Genomic DNA, 16,923 nt, shown 5'->3' with positions numbered 1-16,923 from the left:
GCGCCATGAACGCCAACTTCGCGTCCTTCCTCTATCTGGTGTCCGGCGTCCTGTTCATCATGGCGCTGCGCGGCTTGTCGCACCCGACAACCAGCCGCCAGGGCAATCTCTACGGCATGATCGGCATGGGCATCGCCATTGCCACCACGCTGGCGCTGGCAACCCCGTCCGCCGGCCGCTTCGGCCTGATCGTGCTTGGTCTCGCCATCGGCGGCGGCGTCGGCGCCGTTACCGCGCGGCGCATCGCCATGACCTCGATGCCGCAGCTGGTCGCAGCTTTCCACTCGCTGGTCGGCCTCGCCGCCGTCATGGTGGCGGCCGCAGCCATCTATGCGCCGGAGAGCTTCGGCATCGGCACGGCTGGCGACATCCACGCCCAGGCCCTGATCGAGATGAGCCTGGGCGTCGCCATCGGCGCCATCACCTTCACCGGCTCGGTCATCGCCTTCCTGAAGCTCGATGGCCGCATGTCGGGCAAGCCGATCATGATCGGCGGCCGCCATTTTATCAACGCGGCGCTGGGTATCGCCCTGATCGTGCTGATCGTGCTTTTGGTCACCACCGAGGCCAAGCTGGTGTTCTGGCTGATCGTCGCCGCCTCGCTGGTGCTCGGCGTGCTCTTGATCATCCCGATCGGCGGCGCCGACATGCCGGTCGTCGTCTCGATGCTGAATTCTTACTCGGGCTGGGCAGCGGCCGCACTCGGCTTCACGCTCGGCAACCTGGCGCTGATCATCACCGGCGCGCTGGTCGGCTCGTCGGGCGCGATCCTGTCCTACATCATGTGCAAGGGCATGAACCGAAGCTTCATCTCGGTCATCCTCGGCGGCTTCGGCGGCGAAACGGCGGCAGCAGCCGATGATGGCATCGAGCGCACCGTCAAGCAGGGCTCGGCCGACGATGCAGCCTACCTGATGATGAACGCGCAGAAAGTCATCATCGTGCCGGGTTACGGCATGGCGGTCGCCCAGGCCCAGCACGCGCTGCGTGAAATGGCCGACAAGCTCAAGGCCAATGGCGTCGACGTCAAATACGCCATACACCCGGTCGCCGGCCGCATGCCCGGCCATATGAACGTGCTGCTCGCCGAAGCCAACGTGCCTTACGACGAAGTGTTCGAGCTCGAGGACATCAACTCGGAATTCGCGCAGGCCGACGTCGCCTACGTCATCGGCGCCAACGATGTCACCAACCCCTCGGCCCGCGACGACAAATCCTCACCTATCTACGGCATGCCGATCCTCGACGTCGACAAGGCGCGCACCTGCCTGTTCGTCAAGCGCTCGCTCGGTTCCGGCTATGCCGGCATCGACAACACGCTGTTCTACAAGGACGGCACCATGATGCTGCTCGGCGACGCCAAGAAGATGACCGAGGAGATCGTCAAGGCGATGGACCACTGACCCGACCGTCTTGATCGTCGAATAAAAGAGCCCGGTCGATGCCGGGCTCTACGGTTCTGGCGTGATGCTGCCTTCAACCGTTGGTCGCCGTCGCGCGGCCTGCCCGGAAAACCGTTCCGCACTTTCCTGGAATTGCCTCGGCGCGCCAATTATGGTGGTCGGTCAAATATCCAGATTGGCGACCGATAGCGCGTTGTCCTGGATGAATTCGCGCCGAGGTTCCACCTCGTCCCCCATCAGCCGCGAGAACAAGCTGTCGGCATCGGTCGCGTCATTGACCTTGACCTGCAGCAGCGAACGCACATTCGGGTCGAGCGTGGTCTCCCAGAGCTGCTCGGCATTCATCTCGCCGAGACCCTTGTAGCGTTGCATGGTCAGTCCCTTGCGCCCGGTCGCGAAGACCGCGTTGAGCAGCGCCAGCGGCCCCGAGACGGTTTCGGACACATCCTTGCGGCGCAGCACCGGCGGCGTCCCGTAGACCTCGCTGAGGCGCTGTGCGTACCGGTCGAGCTGGCGTGCGTCGGCGGAATTGATCAGCGCCATGTCGAGATGGGCGTATTCCTTGACGCTGCGCACGGTGCGTTCGAAGACATAGCCGCCGATACCCTCGTTCGAGGTCGACATGCGGCCGGTCCAGCCGCGCTCGGTGTCCTCGGCGATGATGTCGAGGCGTTGCGCGATCCGCTCGGCCATCGCGTTGGCGCGGCCAAGATCGGCGAAGACATCGGGATTGAGCCCGCCGGCGATCGCCGCCTGCTCGACGACGTCGCGGTTGTAGCGCGTGTGCAAGCCGTTGATGAGCTGGCGCACGGCAAGCGCATCGGCAACGGCGCCGTGCAGATCCTGTCCGGTCCGCACCTCCCCTGAGCCAAGCGTAAGCGACGCTTCCTCCAACCCTGAATCGATCAGGAATTCCTCGAAGGCGCTCTCATTCTTGATGTATTGCGAGCTCTTGCCGCGTGTCACCTTATAGAGCGGCGGCTGGGCGATGTAGAGATGGCCGCGCTCGATCAGCTCCGGCATCTGCCGGAAGAAGAAGGTGAGCAGCAAGGTCCTGATATGGGCACCGTCGACGTCGGCGTCGGTCATCAGGATGATCTTGTGGTAACGCAGCTTGTCGGCGTTGAATTCGTCCTTGCCGATCGAGGTGCCGAGCGCGGTGATCAGTGTGCCGATCATGTCGGAACTGAGCATGCGGTCGAAGCGGGCCCGCTCGACATTGAGGATCTTGCCGCGCAGCGGAAGGATCGCCTGGTTCTGGCGCGAACGGCCGCCCTTGGCGGAGCCACCGGCCGAGTCGCCCTCGACGATGAAGATTTCGGACTTCGCCGGGTCGCGTTCCTGGCAGTCGGCCAGCTTGCCGGGCAGCGAGGTGACGCCGAGCGAGGTCTTGCGGGTGATGTCGCGTGCCTTGCGCGCGGCCTCGCGCGCCGCAGCGGCCTGGATCACCTTGTCGACGACCACCTTGCCCTCGGTCGGATGCTCTTCGAGCCACGTGCCGAGCGCTTCGTTGACCAGCCCTTCGACCACGGGACGGACTTCCGACGAGACCAGCTTGTCCTTGGTCTGCGACGAGAATTTCGGGTCGGGAACCTTGACCGACAGCACCGCTGTCAGGCCCTCGCGGCAATCGTCGCCGATCAGCGAGACCTTTTCCTTCTTGGTCAGGCCCGAGGATTCGCCGTAGCCGGTGATCTGGCGGGTCAGCGCGCCGCGAAAACCAGCCAGATGGGTGCCGCCATCGCGCTGCGGGATGTTGTTGGTGAAGGCCAGCACATTCTCGTGGTAGCTGTCGTTCCACCACATCGCCACTTCGACGGTGATGCCGTCGCGTTCGGCCCTAATGGCGATCGGCTTGTCGATCAGCGGTTTCTTGACGCGGTCGAGATATTTGACGAACTCTTCCAGGCCCCCGTCATAATGCAGTTCATGCCTCACGACGTCGGCATGACGGGCATCTGTCAGCACGATGCGCACGCCGGAGTTCAAGAAGGCGAGTTCGCGCAGCCGGTGCTCCAGCGTGCCGAAGTCGAACTCCACCATGGTAAAGGTTTCGGCGGATGGAAAGAAGGTGATCTCGCTGCCGCTGCGACCCTCATTGGTGCCCGGGCGCTTGTCCTGCTCGTAGCTGCCGGTCGCCTTCAGCGGCGCGTCGGCATCGCCGTGGGTAAAGCTCATTTCGAAGATCTGGCCGTTGCGGCGGATCTTGAGCTTCAACCAGGCCGACAGCGCGTTGACCACCGAGACGCCGACGCCATGCAGACCGCCAGACACCTTGTAGGAGTTCTGGTCGAACTTTCCGCCTGCGTGCAGCTGCGTCATGATCACTTCGGCCGCCGATATGCCCTCGCTGGGGTGAATGTCGGTCGGAATGCCACGGCCATTGTCGATAACCGTCACCGAGCCATCGGGATTGAGCGTCACCGAAACCAGGTCGGCATGGCCCGCCAGCGCCTCATCGATGGCGTTGTCGACCACCTCGTAGACCATGTGATGCAGGCCCGAGCCGTCATCGGTGTCGCCGATATACATGCCCGGCCGCTTGCGGACAGCATCCAACCCCTTCAAAACCTTGATGGAATCGGCGCCGTATTCGGCTTCAGCGCCGTTGGCATTCTCGGTCTGGTCGCTCATGAAAACCTGTTGTCTAGATGCCGCTATTATAGCGCGAAAAATCGGCCCCGAATCGCGCTTCTGATATCGATTAGATATAGGCGCTAAAGGCGGTTTTTCCAAGGTTTGCAGGCATTTCCCGGGAGATTGAGCCGGCTGTCCACATAGGGCTCTCGCCGCGCTCTATTCGCCTTGGGCCACGCGGTCCCTGAGAGACTTGATCACCAACTTTAGCCGCAGCGACAGCCCGTCCGCTCCGGTCAAGTTCCAGCGTCATGTCGAGCGCCTGGGAAAGCACCGCCGGCGCGAGCAAGCCGGGTTGGGAGCGGCTCTTTCAGGCTGCGCGCATCGGTTTCAACGCCTCACTCCAGCGTAACAGTTCGTCCAGCATGGTCTTGGTCCCGCCCCGCACCTGCTCGCTGGCATCGAAGGCGCCATTCTCATCGAGCAGTTTCTGGTACAATGGCAGCGCGACGCCTTCCGGGATCGGCATGATCCCGACCGAGGTCAGCAGCGGCTTCAGCGCCTGCGCCGCGCGCAGGCCGCCGGAGACACCGCCATAGCTGAAGATGGCGGCGGGCTTGTATTTCCATTCGCGGGCGAGATAGTCGATCGCGTTGACGATTGCCGGTGCCGCGAAATAATTATATTCCGGCGCCACGAAGACAAAGGCGTCTGCGGCGTCGACCGCCTTCGACCAGGCCTTGGTGTGGTCGTTCTGATAGTTGCCGAACCTTGGATGGTGCGGCTCGTCCAGCACCGGCAGGCTGAACGCGGCGATGTCGGTCAGCACCGGCTCGAATTTTCCATGCTCGCGCACGAACGTCTCCAGCCACTCGGCAAAAACCGGGCCGGCGCGGCCGGGCCGTGTGCTGCCGATGATGATGTTCAACTGGTGCTTCAAGACAGGCTCCTTTGTCGGGCGGTATCCGTTGGTGACTGTCACTACGGCAGAGCGTTCCAGCGGACAAGGTCGGAGCCCTGACGGAACGGTCACGATCGGATGAACGGACTGCATGCCCTGGCGTTCCTTCCGCCATGGTCCGCTCTGCCGTTCGGTCACATGGACGCCCGGTGTGCCAGCCACTACATTGGTGGGAATAGCGGAGCACCTCATGGATACTCAGCCCGCCCCCTTCGTTCCTCCTGCCCCGAAGCCGCGCACATCGCCGCCTTCGACGCTGGAGATGATCCGCATCGTCTATCGCAATCCGCTCGAACTCTGGGGCGAGCCGACCTACAACGAACCCTGGATTTCGGCCAAGGGGGCCGGCGGACCGCTGGTCATCGCCAATGATCCCGGCCTGATTCGCCATGTGCTGGTCGACAACGCCAAGAACTACAAGATGGCGACGGTGCGCCAGAAGATCCTGCGGCCGATCCTGCGTGATGGCCTGCTGACCGCCGAGGGCGAGGTGTGGAAGCGGTCGCGCAAGGCGATGGCGCCGGTGTTCACGCCGCGCCACATTTTCGGCTTCGCACAGCCAATGCTGAAGCGGACGCTGGAGTTCGTGACCCGTTACGAGGCGGGCGGCACGTCCGATATCGCCCATGACATGACGCTGCTCACCTACGACATCCTGGCCGAGACGCTGTTTTCCGGCGAGATCGCAGGCGAGCCGGGCAGTTTCGAAAACGAGATCGACCGCCTGTTCGAGACCATGGGCCGCGTCGATCCGCTCGACCTGTTGCGCGCGCCCGACTGGCTGCCGCGGCTGACCCGCATCCGCGGCCGCAAGACGATGGCCTATTTCCGCAAGATCGTGACCGACACGGTCAAGATGCGCGAAGAGAAGTTCAGGCGCCACCCCGACGCCGTGCCCCAGGATTTCCTGACGCTGCTGCTCGAGGCCGAAGGCCCCGACGGACTGACGCGCCCGGAAGTCGAGGACAACATCATCACCTTCATCGGCGCCGGCCACGAGACCACGGCGCGCGCGCTCGGCTGGACGCTTTATTGCCTGGCCGAATCGCCCTGGGAGCGCGACCGCGTCGAACAGGAGATCGACCAGGTGCTGGCGCGCGAGCCCGATCCGACGAAGTGGCTCGACGCCATGCCGCTGACACGCGCCGCCTTCGACGAGGCGCTTCGGCTCTACCCGCCGGCGCCGTCGATCAATCGCGAGCCGATCGTGCCGGAAATGTGGAAGGATCTCTATATCCCCAAACACGCGGCCGTGCTGGTGATGCCGTGGGTCGTCCACCGCCACAGGAAGCTGTGGGATCGGCCCGACGCCTTCCTGCCCGAACGCTTCCACCCGGGAAACCGTGAAAAGATCGACCGTTTCCAGTATCTGCCCTTCGGCGCGGGCCCGCGTGTGTGCATCGGCGCCAGCTTCGCCATGCAGGAGGCGATCATCGCGCTCGCCATCCTTTTGTCACGCTTCCGCTTCGATGCGACCGCTGAAACAAAACCCTGGCCGGTACAGAAATTGACCACGCAGCCGCAAGGCGGTCTGCCAATGCGGATCACGCCTCGCTAGGCATGCCGATATTCAGGTGATGCCGGCCTGCGAACGACGACTTCCTGTGCTTCCCCGTTCTACTGCGTCGCAGTAGAACGGTGCTGGCGTACTTTAAGTACGCTCCGCTCCGGTTCTCGGAAGCCACTGTTCTCGACTCGGCCTGACCTGAATCTCAGCACGCCTTGCGGCTGTTGCGCCCGCTCACACCGCGGGCTTGCGCTGCTGGAACTGGCCGGCGGCGCGGAAGCGCCAGAGGTAGCTGGGCAGGATCGTCGCGATCGATTGCGGCTGAATGCCGAGCCCCGCCAGTGTCCGGTTGGCCTTGGCGGCTTCGTCCGAAACGATGTTGTGCTCACGCAGCAGCATCACCTGGTCCTTGGTCAGCATCGGGTTGGGCAGCAGGCCGAGGATCGAGGCCTGGATGTTTGCCAACCACCACGGCACCGGCAGCAGCAGGCGCTTGCGCTCGATCACGGTGAGCATCTCCTGCATGCACTCCTTGAAGGTGAGCACGGCGGGGCCGCCAAGCTCGTAGACCTGGCCGCCATCGACCTTGCCGTCGACCGAACGCGCAACAGCTTCAGCGACGTCGCCGACATAGACCGGCTGGAACTTGGTCTGGCCGCCGCCGATCAGCGGCAGCACCGGCGAATAACGCGCCATGTTGGCGAAGCGGTTGAAGAACGCGTCCTCCGGCCCGAAATTGATCGATGGCCGGAAAATGACGGCGTCCGCGATCGTCTCCAGAACGGCCTTCTCGCCCAGCGCCTTGGTGCGCGCATAATCCGATTTGGAGTCCAGATCGGCGCCGAGCGCCGAAATATGGGTGAGGCCGGCACCGACGGCGCGCGCGGCCTCGGCGATGGCGCGAGCACCGAATTCGTGCACGGCGGAGAATTTCTGACGGCCGCTCTCATGCAGCACGGCGACGAGATTGACGACGTGGTCGGCGCCCTGCACGGCGCGGTCGACCGACCAGCGCACGCGCACATTGGCCTGCACCGGCTGGATCTGACCGACATTGCCGAGCGGCTGCAAATGGCCGGCAAGATCGGGCCGCCGGCAGGCGACCCGGATGCGATAGCCGCGCTTGGCCAGCGCCCGCACGACATGACGGCCGACAAAGCCTGACCCGCCAAAGACGACGACGAGCTTTGGGGTCTGCAGGATTTCGGTCATGGCGGGCTCCGGCGCGCGTTGCAGATGGCTTGGCTGAGCCGTTTCATAGTCCGTTTTGCGCCAAAGGCAAAGGGTGACGCGTCGTCGCCTCATCCTTGTTTTTTGAGCAATTCCAGGAAAAGTGTGAAGCGGTTTTTTCGCGAGAAGCGCATGGCGCTTTCATCATTGTTTGGCGTCATGAATGACAAACGCAGAAAACCCCGCCGAAGCGGGGTTTCCCGGGTGAAGCTCGTGTCGAAACCAGGGTCCGACGAGGCGGCCTGACCTGAGACGGTATCAGCGTGGCGTGAAGCAAGTACGCCCGCCCCAGCCCTGAACGCATCCGACAGAAGACACCGACCGGGCAAACCCGACCCGGACAGCCATTGGTCGTCGGGACGCGCGGGAAGGTTCACCGACGCGCGGAAAATTTCGTCAATCTTCCAGCCCTTCAGGCCGAATAGCGCTCGGCGAATTCGGAGATGCGCTGGATCACCGCCTTGGGCGCGGTGATGCCGCGCGCCTGCGCCTTCTCGACCGCTTCGGCCCGGGCGCGGCCGGGCACATGCACGCCATAGCGCCGGCGCAGCCGGTCGAGCTGGTCTTTCATGCGCTGCTCGAAATCCGGATCGAGCAGCTTGGGCTCGACCGCGAGCACGAACAGGCCGGTTCCCGGACTGTCCGGGCCGCCACTGAACCACGGCGCGTCGAGCGACCAGTTGGCGCCCGACAGGCCGGCCGCCAGCACTTCGACCATCAGCGCGATGTTGGCGCCGCGCTGGCCGCCAAAGGCAAGCATGGCGCCCTTCATGGCCGCCGCCGGATCGGTGGTCGAATTGCCGCTCGCGTCCAGCGCCCAGCCTTCGGGGATTTTCTTGCCGTCTTCCGCCGCCTTGCGGATGTTGACGAAGGCGGTCGCGCTCGACGACTGGTCGATGATCAGCGGCGCGCCGTCGGCGGCGGGCGCGGCGAACGACATCGGATTGGTGCAATAGACCGGCTTGACTGAGCCCGAACCGGCCAGGACGGCCGGACCGTTGGTGGCGGCGAAGGACACCAGCCCCTGCGCGGCCAGCCGGCCGGTGAAGTAGCCGAGCGCCCCGCACGTATAGGCGTTCTTCTGCGAGAAGATGGCGACGCCGAACAGTCTCGCCGCCTTGGCTAGGTCGTCGATGGTGCGGTCGAAGCCGGTATGCGCCAGCCCACGGCGCGCGTCCGAGAGATAGATGGCCAGCGCCGGCCGCGTAATCACCGGATCGGCATTGCCGTCGATGCGCCCGGCCTCGAGCGCTTCGAGGTAATCGATGAAATGCGACAGCCCGACGGCGGCAAGTCCTTCTGCCTCGGCCGCGATGATCGAGGCGGTGAGCGATTGCGCTGCTTCCTCATTGGCGCCGGCGCCAAGTGCCGCCATCCGGCACAGTCCTGTTGCCTGGTCGAGAGTGAGTTGCATTGTGCATGCCTTCAGTGTGTGGTCGTTAGTGAGCAGTGAGTAGCGAGTAGTGAAAGGGCTGGCCAGCCGGTCACCACTCGCTACTCACTACTCACTGAACTTACCCGATCTTGACCGGGATCCGCGCCTCGATCCGGCTGAAGGCGAAGACCAGAATGCCGGTGATCGCCATATAGATCAACGCCAGGAGCAGCAAGGGCTCGTAGGTGAGGTAGGTGTCCTGCCGCACCTTGGACGAGACGGCGAAGATGTCGATGACGCTGATGGTCGCCACCAGCGGCGTCGATTTCAGCTGCAGTACGGTTTCGCCGGTCAGTGTCGGCAGCGCCCGGTAGAAGGCCTGCGGCAGCCAGATGCGGCGGAAGATCTTCCAGCGGCTCATGCCGAAGGCGCGGGCGGCTTCCAACTGCCCCTTGGGCACGCCGGCGAAGGCGCCGCGCATCACTTCGCCCTCGTAACCGGCGAAGGACAAGGTCAGCGCCAGTACGCCGTATGGCCACGCCTGCCTGAGATAGGGCCACATCCACGATTCGCGAATCCACGGATATTGCGGGAACAGCGAACCCAGCCCGTAATAGAGCAGCCATAGCTGCAGCAGCAGCGGCGTACCGCGGATGATGGTGCAGAAGACTTTCGCCGGCGCCGCGACCCAGATCGAGCCGGCCGCCTGCGCCAGCCCGACCGGCACGGCGATCGTGAAGCCGAGCGCGCAGGTGACGGCCAGGATCCACAGGGCACGCCAGATGCCCATCAGGCCCATTTCCCAATATTGCGGCAGCCAGTCCCAGCGCATGAAGTAGGCGGCCGACGCCACCAGCCCCAGCGCGATTAGGATCAGCACGATGCGATGCGGCTGCAGCCAGAGCGAAGCGCGCGCCGCCGTGTCGATGACGGCTGTTTCGCTGGTCATCAGCGTACCTCCTTGATGGAAGGCATGCCGCGCCGCGCCCATTTCTCGGCTCGGCCAAGCAGGAAGTTCGAAACCAGCGTCACGCAGAGATAGAGCACGCCGGCGGCGAGGAAGAAAACCAGATAGGCCTTGGTGACGCCTGCCGCCTGTCGTGTCGCCAGCGTCAGTTCGAAGAAGCCGACGACGGCCAGCAGCGCGGTGTCCTTGGTGGCGATCAGCCACAGATTGGCGAGACCCGGAATGGCGAAAGGCAGCATCGCCGGCAGAGTGATACGCCGCAACAGAAGGCCGGGAGACATGCCGAAGGCGCGGGCGGCTTCGATCTGGCCCTGCGGAATGGCGAGGATCGCGCCGCGGATGACTTCCGTCGAATAGGCGCCCTGGACGAAGCCGAGCACGGCAATGCCTGCCACCAGGCCGCTTATGTCGACACGCTGGTAACCCATCGCGGCCAGCACCTGGTTTATCAGGTCGGTGCCGGCATAGTAGAGCAGCAGGATCAGCACCAGTTCCGGCACGGCGCGCACCACCGTGGTGTAGACCGCGAAGAGGTCGCGTACCACGGGCCCGCCGTAAAGCTTGCCATAGGCACCCCAGGTTCCAATCAGCAAACCGACTATGGTGGCGCCGACGGCGATCTCGAGCGAATGCAAGAGCCCGAGCAAAAGCGTCCCGCCCCAGCCGACGGGCGCCGGCGAGAGAAGTTCGACGATGCCGGCCGCGGAGGCCGGGAGAAAGGATTCGATCAGCGTCGCCCCCGGATTGCGGGCTCGATCCGCCGGCACAAGCGGCCGGCGGCAAGCGTGCGTGGACAGGCTGGCTGGAGGACGGGGGCGTCAGCGCCCCGTCCTCCAGCCCATGCGAGGGTCGTCAGTTCGACTGCGGGGCGCCGCCGTAAATGTCGAAATCGAAGTATTTCTTCGAGATTTCGTCATATTTGCCGTTGGCGCGGATCGCCTTGATGCCGGCGTTGATCTTCTCTTTCAGATCGGTGTCTTCCTTGCGCACGCCGGCGCCGACGCCCGGTCCGAGCACTTCGTCGTCAGGGGCCACCATGCCCTTGAGATCGCAGCAGGCCTTGCCCTGGTCGGTCTTGAGGAACTCCTTGAGCGCGATGGAATCGGCCTGCACCGCGTCGAGACGGCCGGCGGCGAGGTCGTTGTTGGCTTCGTCCTGCGTCTGGTATTCCTTGATTTCGGAAGCTGTGCTGCCAAAATGCTTCTTGGCGTAGACGGCATGCACGGTCGATACCTGGACGCCGAGCACCTTGCCCTTGAGATCGTCAGGCGTGGCGCCGAACTTCTGGTCCTTCGGGCCGATGATCGCGGTCGGCGTGTTGTAGTACTTGTCGGAGAAGTCGATGGTCTTCTTGCGTTCGTTGGTGATCGACATCGACGAGACGATAAGGTCGATCTTCTTGGTCGTCAGCGCCGGGATGATGCCGTCCCAGGCGACAGGGGTGATGACGCAGTCGAGCTTTTCCTCGGCGCACACGGCGTCGATGAAGTCGATCTCCCAGCCGACCCATTTGCCCGAAGCATCTGGCGAGGTGAACGGCGCGTAGGGTTCGGCGGCGACACCGATCTTGACCGGATCGGCCTTGGCCACGCCCATGGCGGCGACGCCGAGCAGCAGCGCCGCGGCGAATGTCTTCAGAACAGTCTTCATTTTCAGAACTCCCAGTTTGTTGTTGGTTCCCGTTTTTCTTCCGTCCCGGCCGTTCCCTAGCCGATGTTGCGGATGAACTGCTTGAGCCTTTCGGATTTGGGCGCGCCGAAGATCTCCTCCGGCGGGCCTTCCTCCTCGACCAGCCCGTTGTAGAGGTAGACGACGTGGGTCGCGACCTCGCGGGCGAATTTCATTTCGTGGGTGACCAGCACCATGGTGCGGCCTTCGCGTGCCAGATCGCCGATCACCTTCAGCACTTCGCCGACCAGTTCGGGATCGAGGGCCGAGGTCGGTTCGTCGAACAGCATGACGCGTGGATTGATGGCCAAGGCGCGAGCGATCGCGGCGCGCTGCTGCTGGCCACCGGAGAGATAGGCCGGATAGACATCGCGTTTCTCGGCAAGCCCGACGCGCGCCAGCAGCTTTTCGGCCTGGGCGATAGCCTGGTCGCGCTTGACGCCCAGCACATGCACGGGAACCTCGATGACGTTTTCGATCAGCGTCATGTGGCTCCACAGATTGAAGTTCTGGAACACCATGCCGAGCTTGGAGCGGATGCGTTCGATCTGCCTGCGGTCGGCCGGGATGGTGTGGCCATGGCTGTCCGCCTTGAGCTTGATCTCCTCGCCATTGACCCGGATGATGCCGCTGGTCGGGTTTTCCAGACAGTTGATGCAGCGCAGCAGCGTCGATTTGCCCGAGCCTGAGCCGCCGATGATGGCGATGACCTCGCCGTCGCGCGCCGACAGCGACACGCCCTTCAACACATGCAGTTGACCGAATTTCTTGTGCAGGTTCTCGACATGGATGGCTTCTGCGGCGCCGTCCCGCGCCTCGCCGGATGGGACCTTGGCAGCTGCCACAGCGCTCACCAAATGACCCCCATATGGCCGTCGGCAGGTCGTCGAACGTCTATCCGGCTAATCAACATACGCTGTACCGCCCCGCTCCAGACTTCAAGCATGGACCCAACAGAGCGAGCCCGTCAATCCCGCTCATTACGGCACTTGCGGGCTTGTTGTGCAAGTGTATAAATAACCTCTCATGAAATTTTCTGGATTTTTTTCAGCTTAAAAAGGGCATCGATGAGCGCTTTCGGATCACAGTCCATGGCGGCGCCGCTGCGGCGCGTGCTGATGCGGTCGGCGGCCAACGCCATGCGTGACGCCGACCGGGCCGCCTGGCACTATGGCTCGGGATTCAACCCGGCGAAAGCAGCCTCGCAGCACGCGGTCCTTGCTGAACTGGTTGCCGCTTCCGGCGCCGAGATCGAATGGATCGAGGACAAGGCCGACGGACTTTCGGATTCGGTGTTCACGCACGACCCCTCGCTGATGACCGACCGCGGCGCGCTGATCCTGTCCATGGGTAAGCCGTTGCGCGCCAGCGAGCCTTCGCTGCATGAGGAAACCTACAGAAGACTGGGCATTCCGATCCTTGGCCGCGTCGAGGCTCCCGGCCAGGTCGAAGGTGGTGACTGTGTATGGGTGGATGCCCGCACGCTGGCGATCGGGCGCGGTGTCCGCTCCAACCAGGACGGCATCCAGCAGGTCTCCAATCTGCTGACGCCGCTGGGCATCTCCGTCTACGGCTTTGATCTGCCGCTGTGGCAGGGCGAAGAGGCGTGCCTGCATCTGATGTCTGTGATCAGCCCGCTGGCCGACGACCTGGCGCTGGTCTATTCGCCGCTTTTACCGGCGCCGTTCTATCAGACACTGAAGGCACGCGGCATCCGGCTGGTCGAAGGCGACGCCGAAGAATTCGCCGCTTCCAACGGCCTCAGCCTGAACGTGTTGCCGACCAGCCCGCTCAACGTCATTGCCGTCGCGGGCTTTCCCAGGACCAAGGCGGCGATGGAAGCCGCCGGCTGCACGGTCGAAATCTTCGAGGCGGATGCGCTCTGCATCGCCTGCGAAGGCGGGCCGACATGTCTGACGCGACCGATCCTGCGCCAATGAATGCGCGCCGTAAGTTCCGTCGCGAGGGCGAGGAGCGGCGGCGGCAGGATCTGATCGAAGCGACTCTGGACAGCGTGGCGGAACATGGCCTGCAAGGCGCTAGCCTGCGCACCATAGCATTGCGTGCCGGCGTCACCGCCGGGCTGATCCGGCACTATTTCCCGGGCAAGGAAGAATTGCTGCAGGAAGCCTATACGGCGCTAGTCGGCCGCATGACCGAGCAGGCGAAGGCGGCATTGGTCATGGATGATGCCTCGCCGCGCCAACGCCTCGCGGCCTTCGTCACCGCCAATCTCAACGCGCCGATCATCGACGCGCGGGTTTTTTCGCTCTGGGCAACCTTCATCGGCCGCGCCAGTGCGGATCCTGCCCTGGCCCGTGCCCACCGCGAAGGCTACCTTGGCTTTCGAAACGAGGTGGAAGCGGTTGTGGCCGAAGTGCTCGCCGCCGAGCAGCACAAGCCGGACGCAAACGAGCTGCGCCACCATGCCATCGCGATCAATGCGATCATCGACGGGCTCTGGATCGAAGGCTGCCTGGCCGGCGAGATGTTCTCGCCCGGCGAACTGGCGGCGATTGGCATCAAGGCTGTCGAGGCCGAGCTCGGCCTCGCGCCGCTGGAGCAATTCCAGGAAAAATGAGAAGCGGTTTTCCCGGGAATAGCGCGTTGCGCTTTCCCTTGGGAATTGCGTAAGCAACAAAGAGACAGAGGGGAGAAAACCAATGACCACCATCGGCGAAGCGTTGATTTCGCTACTCGAGGCCCATGGCGTCGACACCGTCTTCGGCATCCCCGGCGTCCACACGGTCGAGCTCTATCGCGGCCTGGCGAGGTCGAAGATCCGCCATGTCACGCCGCGCCACGAACAGGGCGCCGGCTTCATGGCCGATGGCTATGCCCGCGCCAGCGGCAGGCCGGGCGTCGCCTTCGTCATCACCGGGCCGGGGCTGACCAACACCATCACCGCCATGGGCCAGGCACGCGCCGATTCAGTGCCGATGCTGGTGATCTCCGGCGTCAATGCCACCGACACGCTCGGCAAGGGGCTCGGCTTCCTGCATGAATTGCCCGATCAGCGCGGCATGATGGAGAAGGTGGCGCTGTTGTCGGAGCGCATCACCGAGGCTGCAGAACTGCCGGGCGCGCTCGCCCGAGCCTTCGCGTTGTTTTCGTCCGCGCGTCCAGGACCGGTGCACATCGAAATTCCGACCGACGTCATGGTGAAGCCCGCCGACGGTCTTGCGGCTGCGCTGAGCAATGCCGCCCCGCCTGCTCCGGAAGCCAGGGCAATTGCCGAGGCGGCAAAGCTAATCAAGGTAGCGCGCCGTCCGTTGATCCTTGCCGGCGGCGGCGCCAGGAAGGCGGAAGCCCCGCTGCGGCGCCTCGCCGAAAGGTTGGGCGCTCCGGTCGTCGAGACGACCAATGCGCGCGGTTTGCTGCACCGCCATCCGCTCTGCGTGCCGGCAAGCCCGAGCCTGAAGGCGGTTCGCGCGCTGATGGCCGAGGCCAATCTGGTGATCGCCGCCGGCACCGAATTCGGCCCGACCGACTATGACGGCTATGGCGACGGCGGCTTCGTGCTGCCGTCGAACCTGATCCGTATCGACATCGGCGCCGACCAGCTTGCGCGGCGTCCGGTGACGGTCGCCATCCAGGCCGATTGCGCCGAGGCGATCGAGGCCCTGCTTGCGGCGATCGATCCTGCCCACAGCGCCGGAGAAGACGGCCATGGCCGCGCCGCGGCGGGGCGAAAGGCCGCCTTTGCCGAGTTGAGCCCGGCCTATGCGGCGCAGGTGCATGCCGTGGAAATGATCCGCGATGCCTTGCCCGGGGCCATCATCGTCGGCGACTCGACCCAGCCGATTTACGCCGCCAACCTCTATTACGACCACGACCGGCCTGGCGGCTGGTTCAATGCCGCGACCGGCTTCGGCGCCCTGGGCTATGGCCCTCCGGCGGCGATCGGCGCGGCGCTCGCCATGCCCGACGCACCGGTTGTCTGCCTGACCGGCGACGGCGGTTTCCAGTTCACCTTGCCGGAGATGGCCGTAGCGCTGGATTCCGAAGCGCCCGTCATCTTCGTCGTCTGGAACAACAGGGGCTATCGCGAGATCGAGACCTCGATGCTCGATGTCGGCGTGGAACCTGTCGGTGTGTCGCCGGCGCCGCCGGATTTCTGCAAGCTGGCCGAAGCCTATGGCATTGGCGCCGAAAGGCTGGCCGACATCGGCGCCCTGCCACAGGCGCTGAAGCACGCCCGGGCAACAGGGCTGCCGCGTGTCATCGAAATCACGGTCGTTTGAACCATCCAGGTCAGCCTTGGTCCTTCGTCCGGAAGCGGACCATTCGCCGGCTTGGTTTTTGCAAGACATGAGCCGCTTCCGGGCGGCTTCGCTATTCGACGGCGTCCTGACGCATGCAAAGACGTGACGGCTGCCATGTCGAGATATCGGTTGAGTGATCGACTGAAAGGCGCGACGCTTCGCGTCGGCGCGGCAAATCAACGACAAAAGTCATAAAAATGACAGGAGCGGTCCAGGATGACGGAAACACTTGAAGGCAGGCATATCGTGGTGACCGGTGGAACCGGCGCGCTCGGTGGGGCGGTGGTCGGCAGACTGCTGGAGCAGGGCGCGATCTGCCATGTGCCGAACGCGCACGCCGCCGCACCTTCACACTTTCCCTTCACCACGCACGATAATGTCAAACTGGCGCACAATGTCGACCTGTCGGACTCCGCCAAGGTCGAAGCCTTCTATTCTCTGGTTCCTGCCTTGTGGGGATCGATCCATCTGGCGGGCGGCTTTGCCATGGCGCCGGTGGAAAAGATCGAATCGGCGTCCTTTGCCGAGATGATGGATACCAACGCCCGCACCGCCTTCCTGTGCAGCCGCGCGGCTATCCGCTCGATGCTGGCGTCGGGCTCTGCCGGCCGCATCGTCAATGTCACCGCGCGCGCCGGGCTCGACCCCAGGCGCGGCGCCGGGATGGTCGCCTACACCGCCAGCAAGGCGGCGGTGGCGGCCATGACGGTGGCAATGGCGGAAGAGCTCAAGGCCAACGGCATCCTGGTCAATGCCGTGGCCCCCTCGACGCTCGACACGCCGGCCAACCGCGCCGATATGCCGGATGCCGATTTCACCAAGTGGGTCAGCCTCGAAGCGGCGGCCGAGGCCATCGCCTATCTCGCCTCGCCCACCAACCGGGCAATGAGCGGAACGCTGGTGCCGCTCTACGGCAGGGCCTGAGCTTCAAGAGCATTCGCCAAAGAAAAACCCCGCCGGAGCGATCCGG

General features: G+C 64.2%; 14 protein-coding genes. 6 read left to right on the top strand and 8 right to left on the bottom strand.

The features are described from left to right. The first annotated feature begins 5 nt into the window (after window positions 1-5). Complete coding sequence (locus LB536_RS07725; RefSeq protein WP_224590771.1) at window positions 6-1,403, top strand: NAD(P)(+) transhydrogenase (Re/Si-specific) subunit beta; 1,398 nt, start codon at window positions 6-8, stop codon at window positions 1,401-1,403. A gap of 162 nt (window positions 1,404-1,565) precedes the next feature. Here the strand turns inward: LB536_RS07725 and gyrB are convergent, their stop codons facing one another. Continuing rightward, window positions 1,566-4,037, bottom strand: coding sequence for a DNA topoisomerase (ATP-hydrolyzing) subunit B (gene gyrB, locus LB536_RS07720; RefSeq protein WP_140762806.1), 2,472 nt, complete (start codon window positions 4,035-4,037; stop codon window positions 1,566-1,568). Between the two features lie 313 nt (window positions 4,038-4,350). Beyond that, the gene (locus LB536_RS07715; RefSeq protein WP_224590769.1) at window positions 4,351-4,920 is read right to left on the bottom strand and encodes an NADPH-dependent FMN reductase; all 570 of its coding nucleotides are present in this window, start codon (window positions 4,918-4,920) and stop codon (window positions 4,351-4,353) included. A gap of 211 nt (window positions 4,921-5,131) precedes the next feature. On the opposite strand from LB536_RS07715, the gene LB536_RS07710 reads away from it, so the two are divergent. After that, entirely contained in the window at window positions 5,132-6,499 is a 1,368-nt protein-coding gene (locus LB536_RS07710) for a cytochrome P450 (protein WP_140812031.1), read from the top strand. A gap of 183 nt (window positions 6,500-6,682) precedes the next feature. On the opposite strand, the gene LB536_RS07705 is transcribed toward LB536_RS07710, so the two are convergent. From LB536_RS07705 to LB536_RS07680, 6 genes are all read right to left on the bottom strand, one after another. Next, a complete protein-coding gene (locus LB536_RS07705; protein WP_224590767.1) occupies window positions 6,683-7,660 on the bottom strand; it encodes a complex I NDUFA9 subunit family protein in 978 nt (325 codons plus the stop codon). Window positions 7,661-8,090: 430 nt separating this feature from the next. Beyond that, entirely contained in the window at window positions 8,091-9,092 is a 1,002-nt protein-coding gene (locus tag LB536_RS07700) for an Ldh family oxidoreductase (RefSeq protein WP_224590765.1), read from the bottom strand. A 100-nt stretch (window positions 9,093-9,192) separates the two neighbouring features. Next, window positions 9,193-10,002 carry an ABC transporter permease gene (locus LB536_RS07695; RefSeq protein ID WP_140812033.1) on the bottom strand — a complete coding sequence of 270 codons (810 nt, stop codon included), beginning with the start codon at window positions 10,000-10,002 and terminating at the stop codon, window positions 9,193-9,195. Beyond that, window positions 10,002-10,667 (bottom strand): ABC transporter permease, encoded by a 666-nt coding sequence (locus LB536_RS07690; protein ID WP_224591255.1) that lies wholly within the window; start codon window positions 10,665-10,667, stop codon window positions 10,002-10,004. The genes LB536_RS07695 and LB536_RS07690 overlap by 1 nt, the downstream gene beginning before the upstream one ends. Window positions 10,668-10,872: 205 nt before the next feature. Beyond that, complete coding sequence (locus LB536_RS07685; RefSeq protein ID WP_224590763.1) at window positions 10,873-11,670, bottom strand: transporter substrate-binding domain-containing protein; 798 nt, start codon at window positions 11,668-11,670, stop codon at window positions 10,873-10,875. A 56-nt stretch (window positions 11,671-11,726) separates the two neighbouring features. After that, window positions 11,727-12,542, bottom strand: coding sequence for an ABC transporter ATP-binding protein (locus tag LB536_RS07680; protein ID WP_318013413.1), 816 nt, complete (start codon window positions 12,540-12,542; stop codon window positions 11,727-11,729). A gap of 213 nt (window positions 12,543-12,755) precedes the next feature. On the opposite strand from LB536_RS07680, the gene LB536_RS07675 reads away from it, so the two are divergent. From LB536_RS07675 to LB536_RS07660, 4 genes are all read left to right on the top strand, one after another. After that, window positions 12,756-13,628, top strand: coding sequence for a dimethylarginine dimethylaminohydrolase family protein (locus LB536_RS07675; RefSeq protein ID WP_224590761.1), 873 nt, complete (start codon window positions 12,756-12,758; stop codon window positions 13,626-13,628). Beyond that, window positions 13,598-14,269, top strand: a complete 672-nt coding sequence (locus LB536_RS07670; protein ID WP_224590759.1) for a TetR family transcriptional regulator C-terminal domain-containing protein — start codon at window positions 13,598-13,600, stop codon at window positions 14,267-14,269. Before LB536_RS07675 ends, LB536_RS07670 begins: the two co-directional genes overlap by 31 nt. 82 nt (window positions 14,270-14,351) lie before the next feature. After that, a complete protein-coding gene (locus LB536_RS07665; protein ID WP_224590756.1) occupies window positions 14,352-15,932 on the top strand; it encodes a 5-guanidino-2-oxopentanoate decarboxylase in 1,581 nt (526 codons plus the stop codon). A gap of 237 nt (window positions 15,933-16,169) precedes the next feature. After that, window positions 16,170-16,877, top strand: a complete 708-nt coding sequence (locus tag LB536_RS07660; protein ID WP_140762773.1) for an SDR family NAD(P)-dependent oxidoreductase — start codon at window positions 16,170-16,172, stop codon at window positions 16,875-16,877. The last annotated feature ends 46 nt before the right edge of the window (window positions 16,878-16,923 follow it).

This window comes from Mesorhizobium sp. ES1-3 (genome assembly GCF_020164795.1).
GTDB lineage: Bacteria > Pseudomonadota > Alphaproteobacteria > Rhizobiales > Rhizobiaceae > Mesorhizobium.
This window is presented reverse-complemented; position numbering and strand designations above follow the sequence as displayed.

Coding starts and splice junctions, on each gene's coding strand:
- LB536_RS07725 (WP_224590771.1), top strand. CDS start 6: ATGAACGCCAACTTCGCGTCCTTCCTCTATCTGGTGTCCGGCGTCCTG.
- gyrB (WP_140762806.1), bottom strand. CDS start 4,037: ATGAGCGACCAGACCGAGAATGCCAACGGCGCTGAAGCCGAATACGGC.
- LB536_RS07710 (WP_140812031.1), top strand. CDS start 5,132: ATGGATACTCAGCCCGCCCCCTTCGTTCCTCCTGCCCCGAAGCCGCGC.
- LB536_RS07705 (WP_224590767.1), bottom strand. CDS start 7,660: ATGACCGAAATCCTGCAGACCCCAAAGCTCGTCGTCGTCTTTGGCGGG.
- LB536_RS07700 (WP_224590765.1), bottom strand. CDS start 9,092: ATGCAACTCACTCTCGACCAGGCAACAGGACTGTGCCGGATGGCGGCA.
- LB536_RS07695 (WP_140812033.1), bottom strand. CDS start 10,002: ATGACCAGCGAAACAGCCGTCATCGACACGGCGGCGCGCGCTTCGCTC.
- LB536_RS07685 (WP_224590763.1), bottom strand. CDS start 11,670: ATGAAGACTGTTCTGAAGACATTCGCCGCGGCGCTGCTGCTCGGCGTC.
- LB536_RS07675 (WP_224590761.1), top strand. CDS start 12,756: ATGAGCGCTTTCGGATCACAGTCCATGGCGGCGCCGCTGCGGCGCGTG.
- LB536_RS07670 (WP_224590759.1), top strand. CDS start 13,598: ATGTCTGACGCGACCGATCCTGCGCCAATGAATGCGCGCCGTAAGTTC.
- LB536_RS07665 (WP_224590756.1), top strand. CDS start 14,352: ATGACCACCATCGGCGAAGCGTTGATTTCGCTACTCGAGGCCCATGGC.
- LB536_RS07660 (WP_140762773.1), top strand. CDS start 16,170: ATGACGGAAACACTTGAAGGCAGGCATATCGTGGTGACCGGTGGAACC.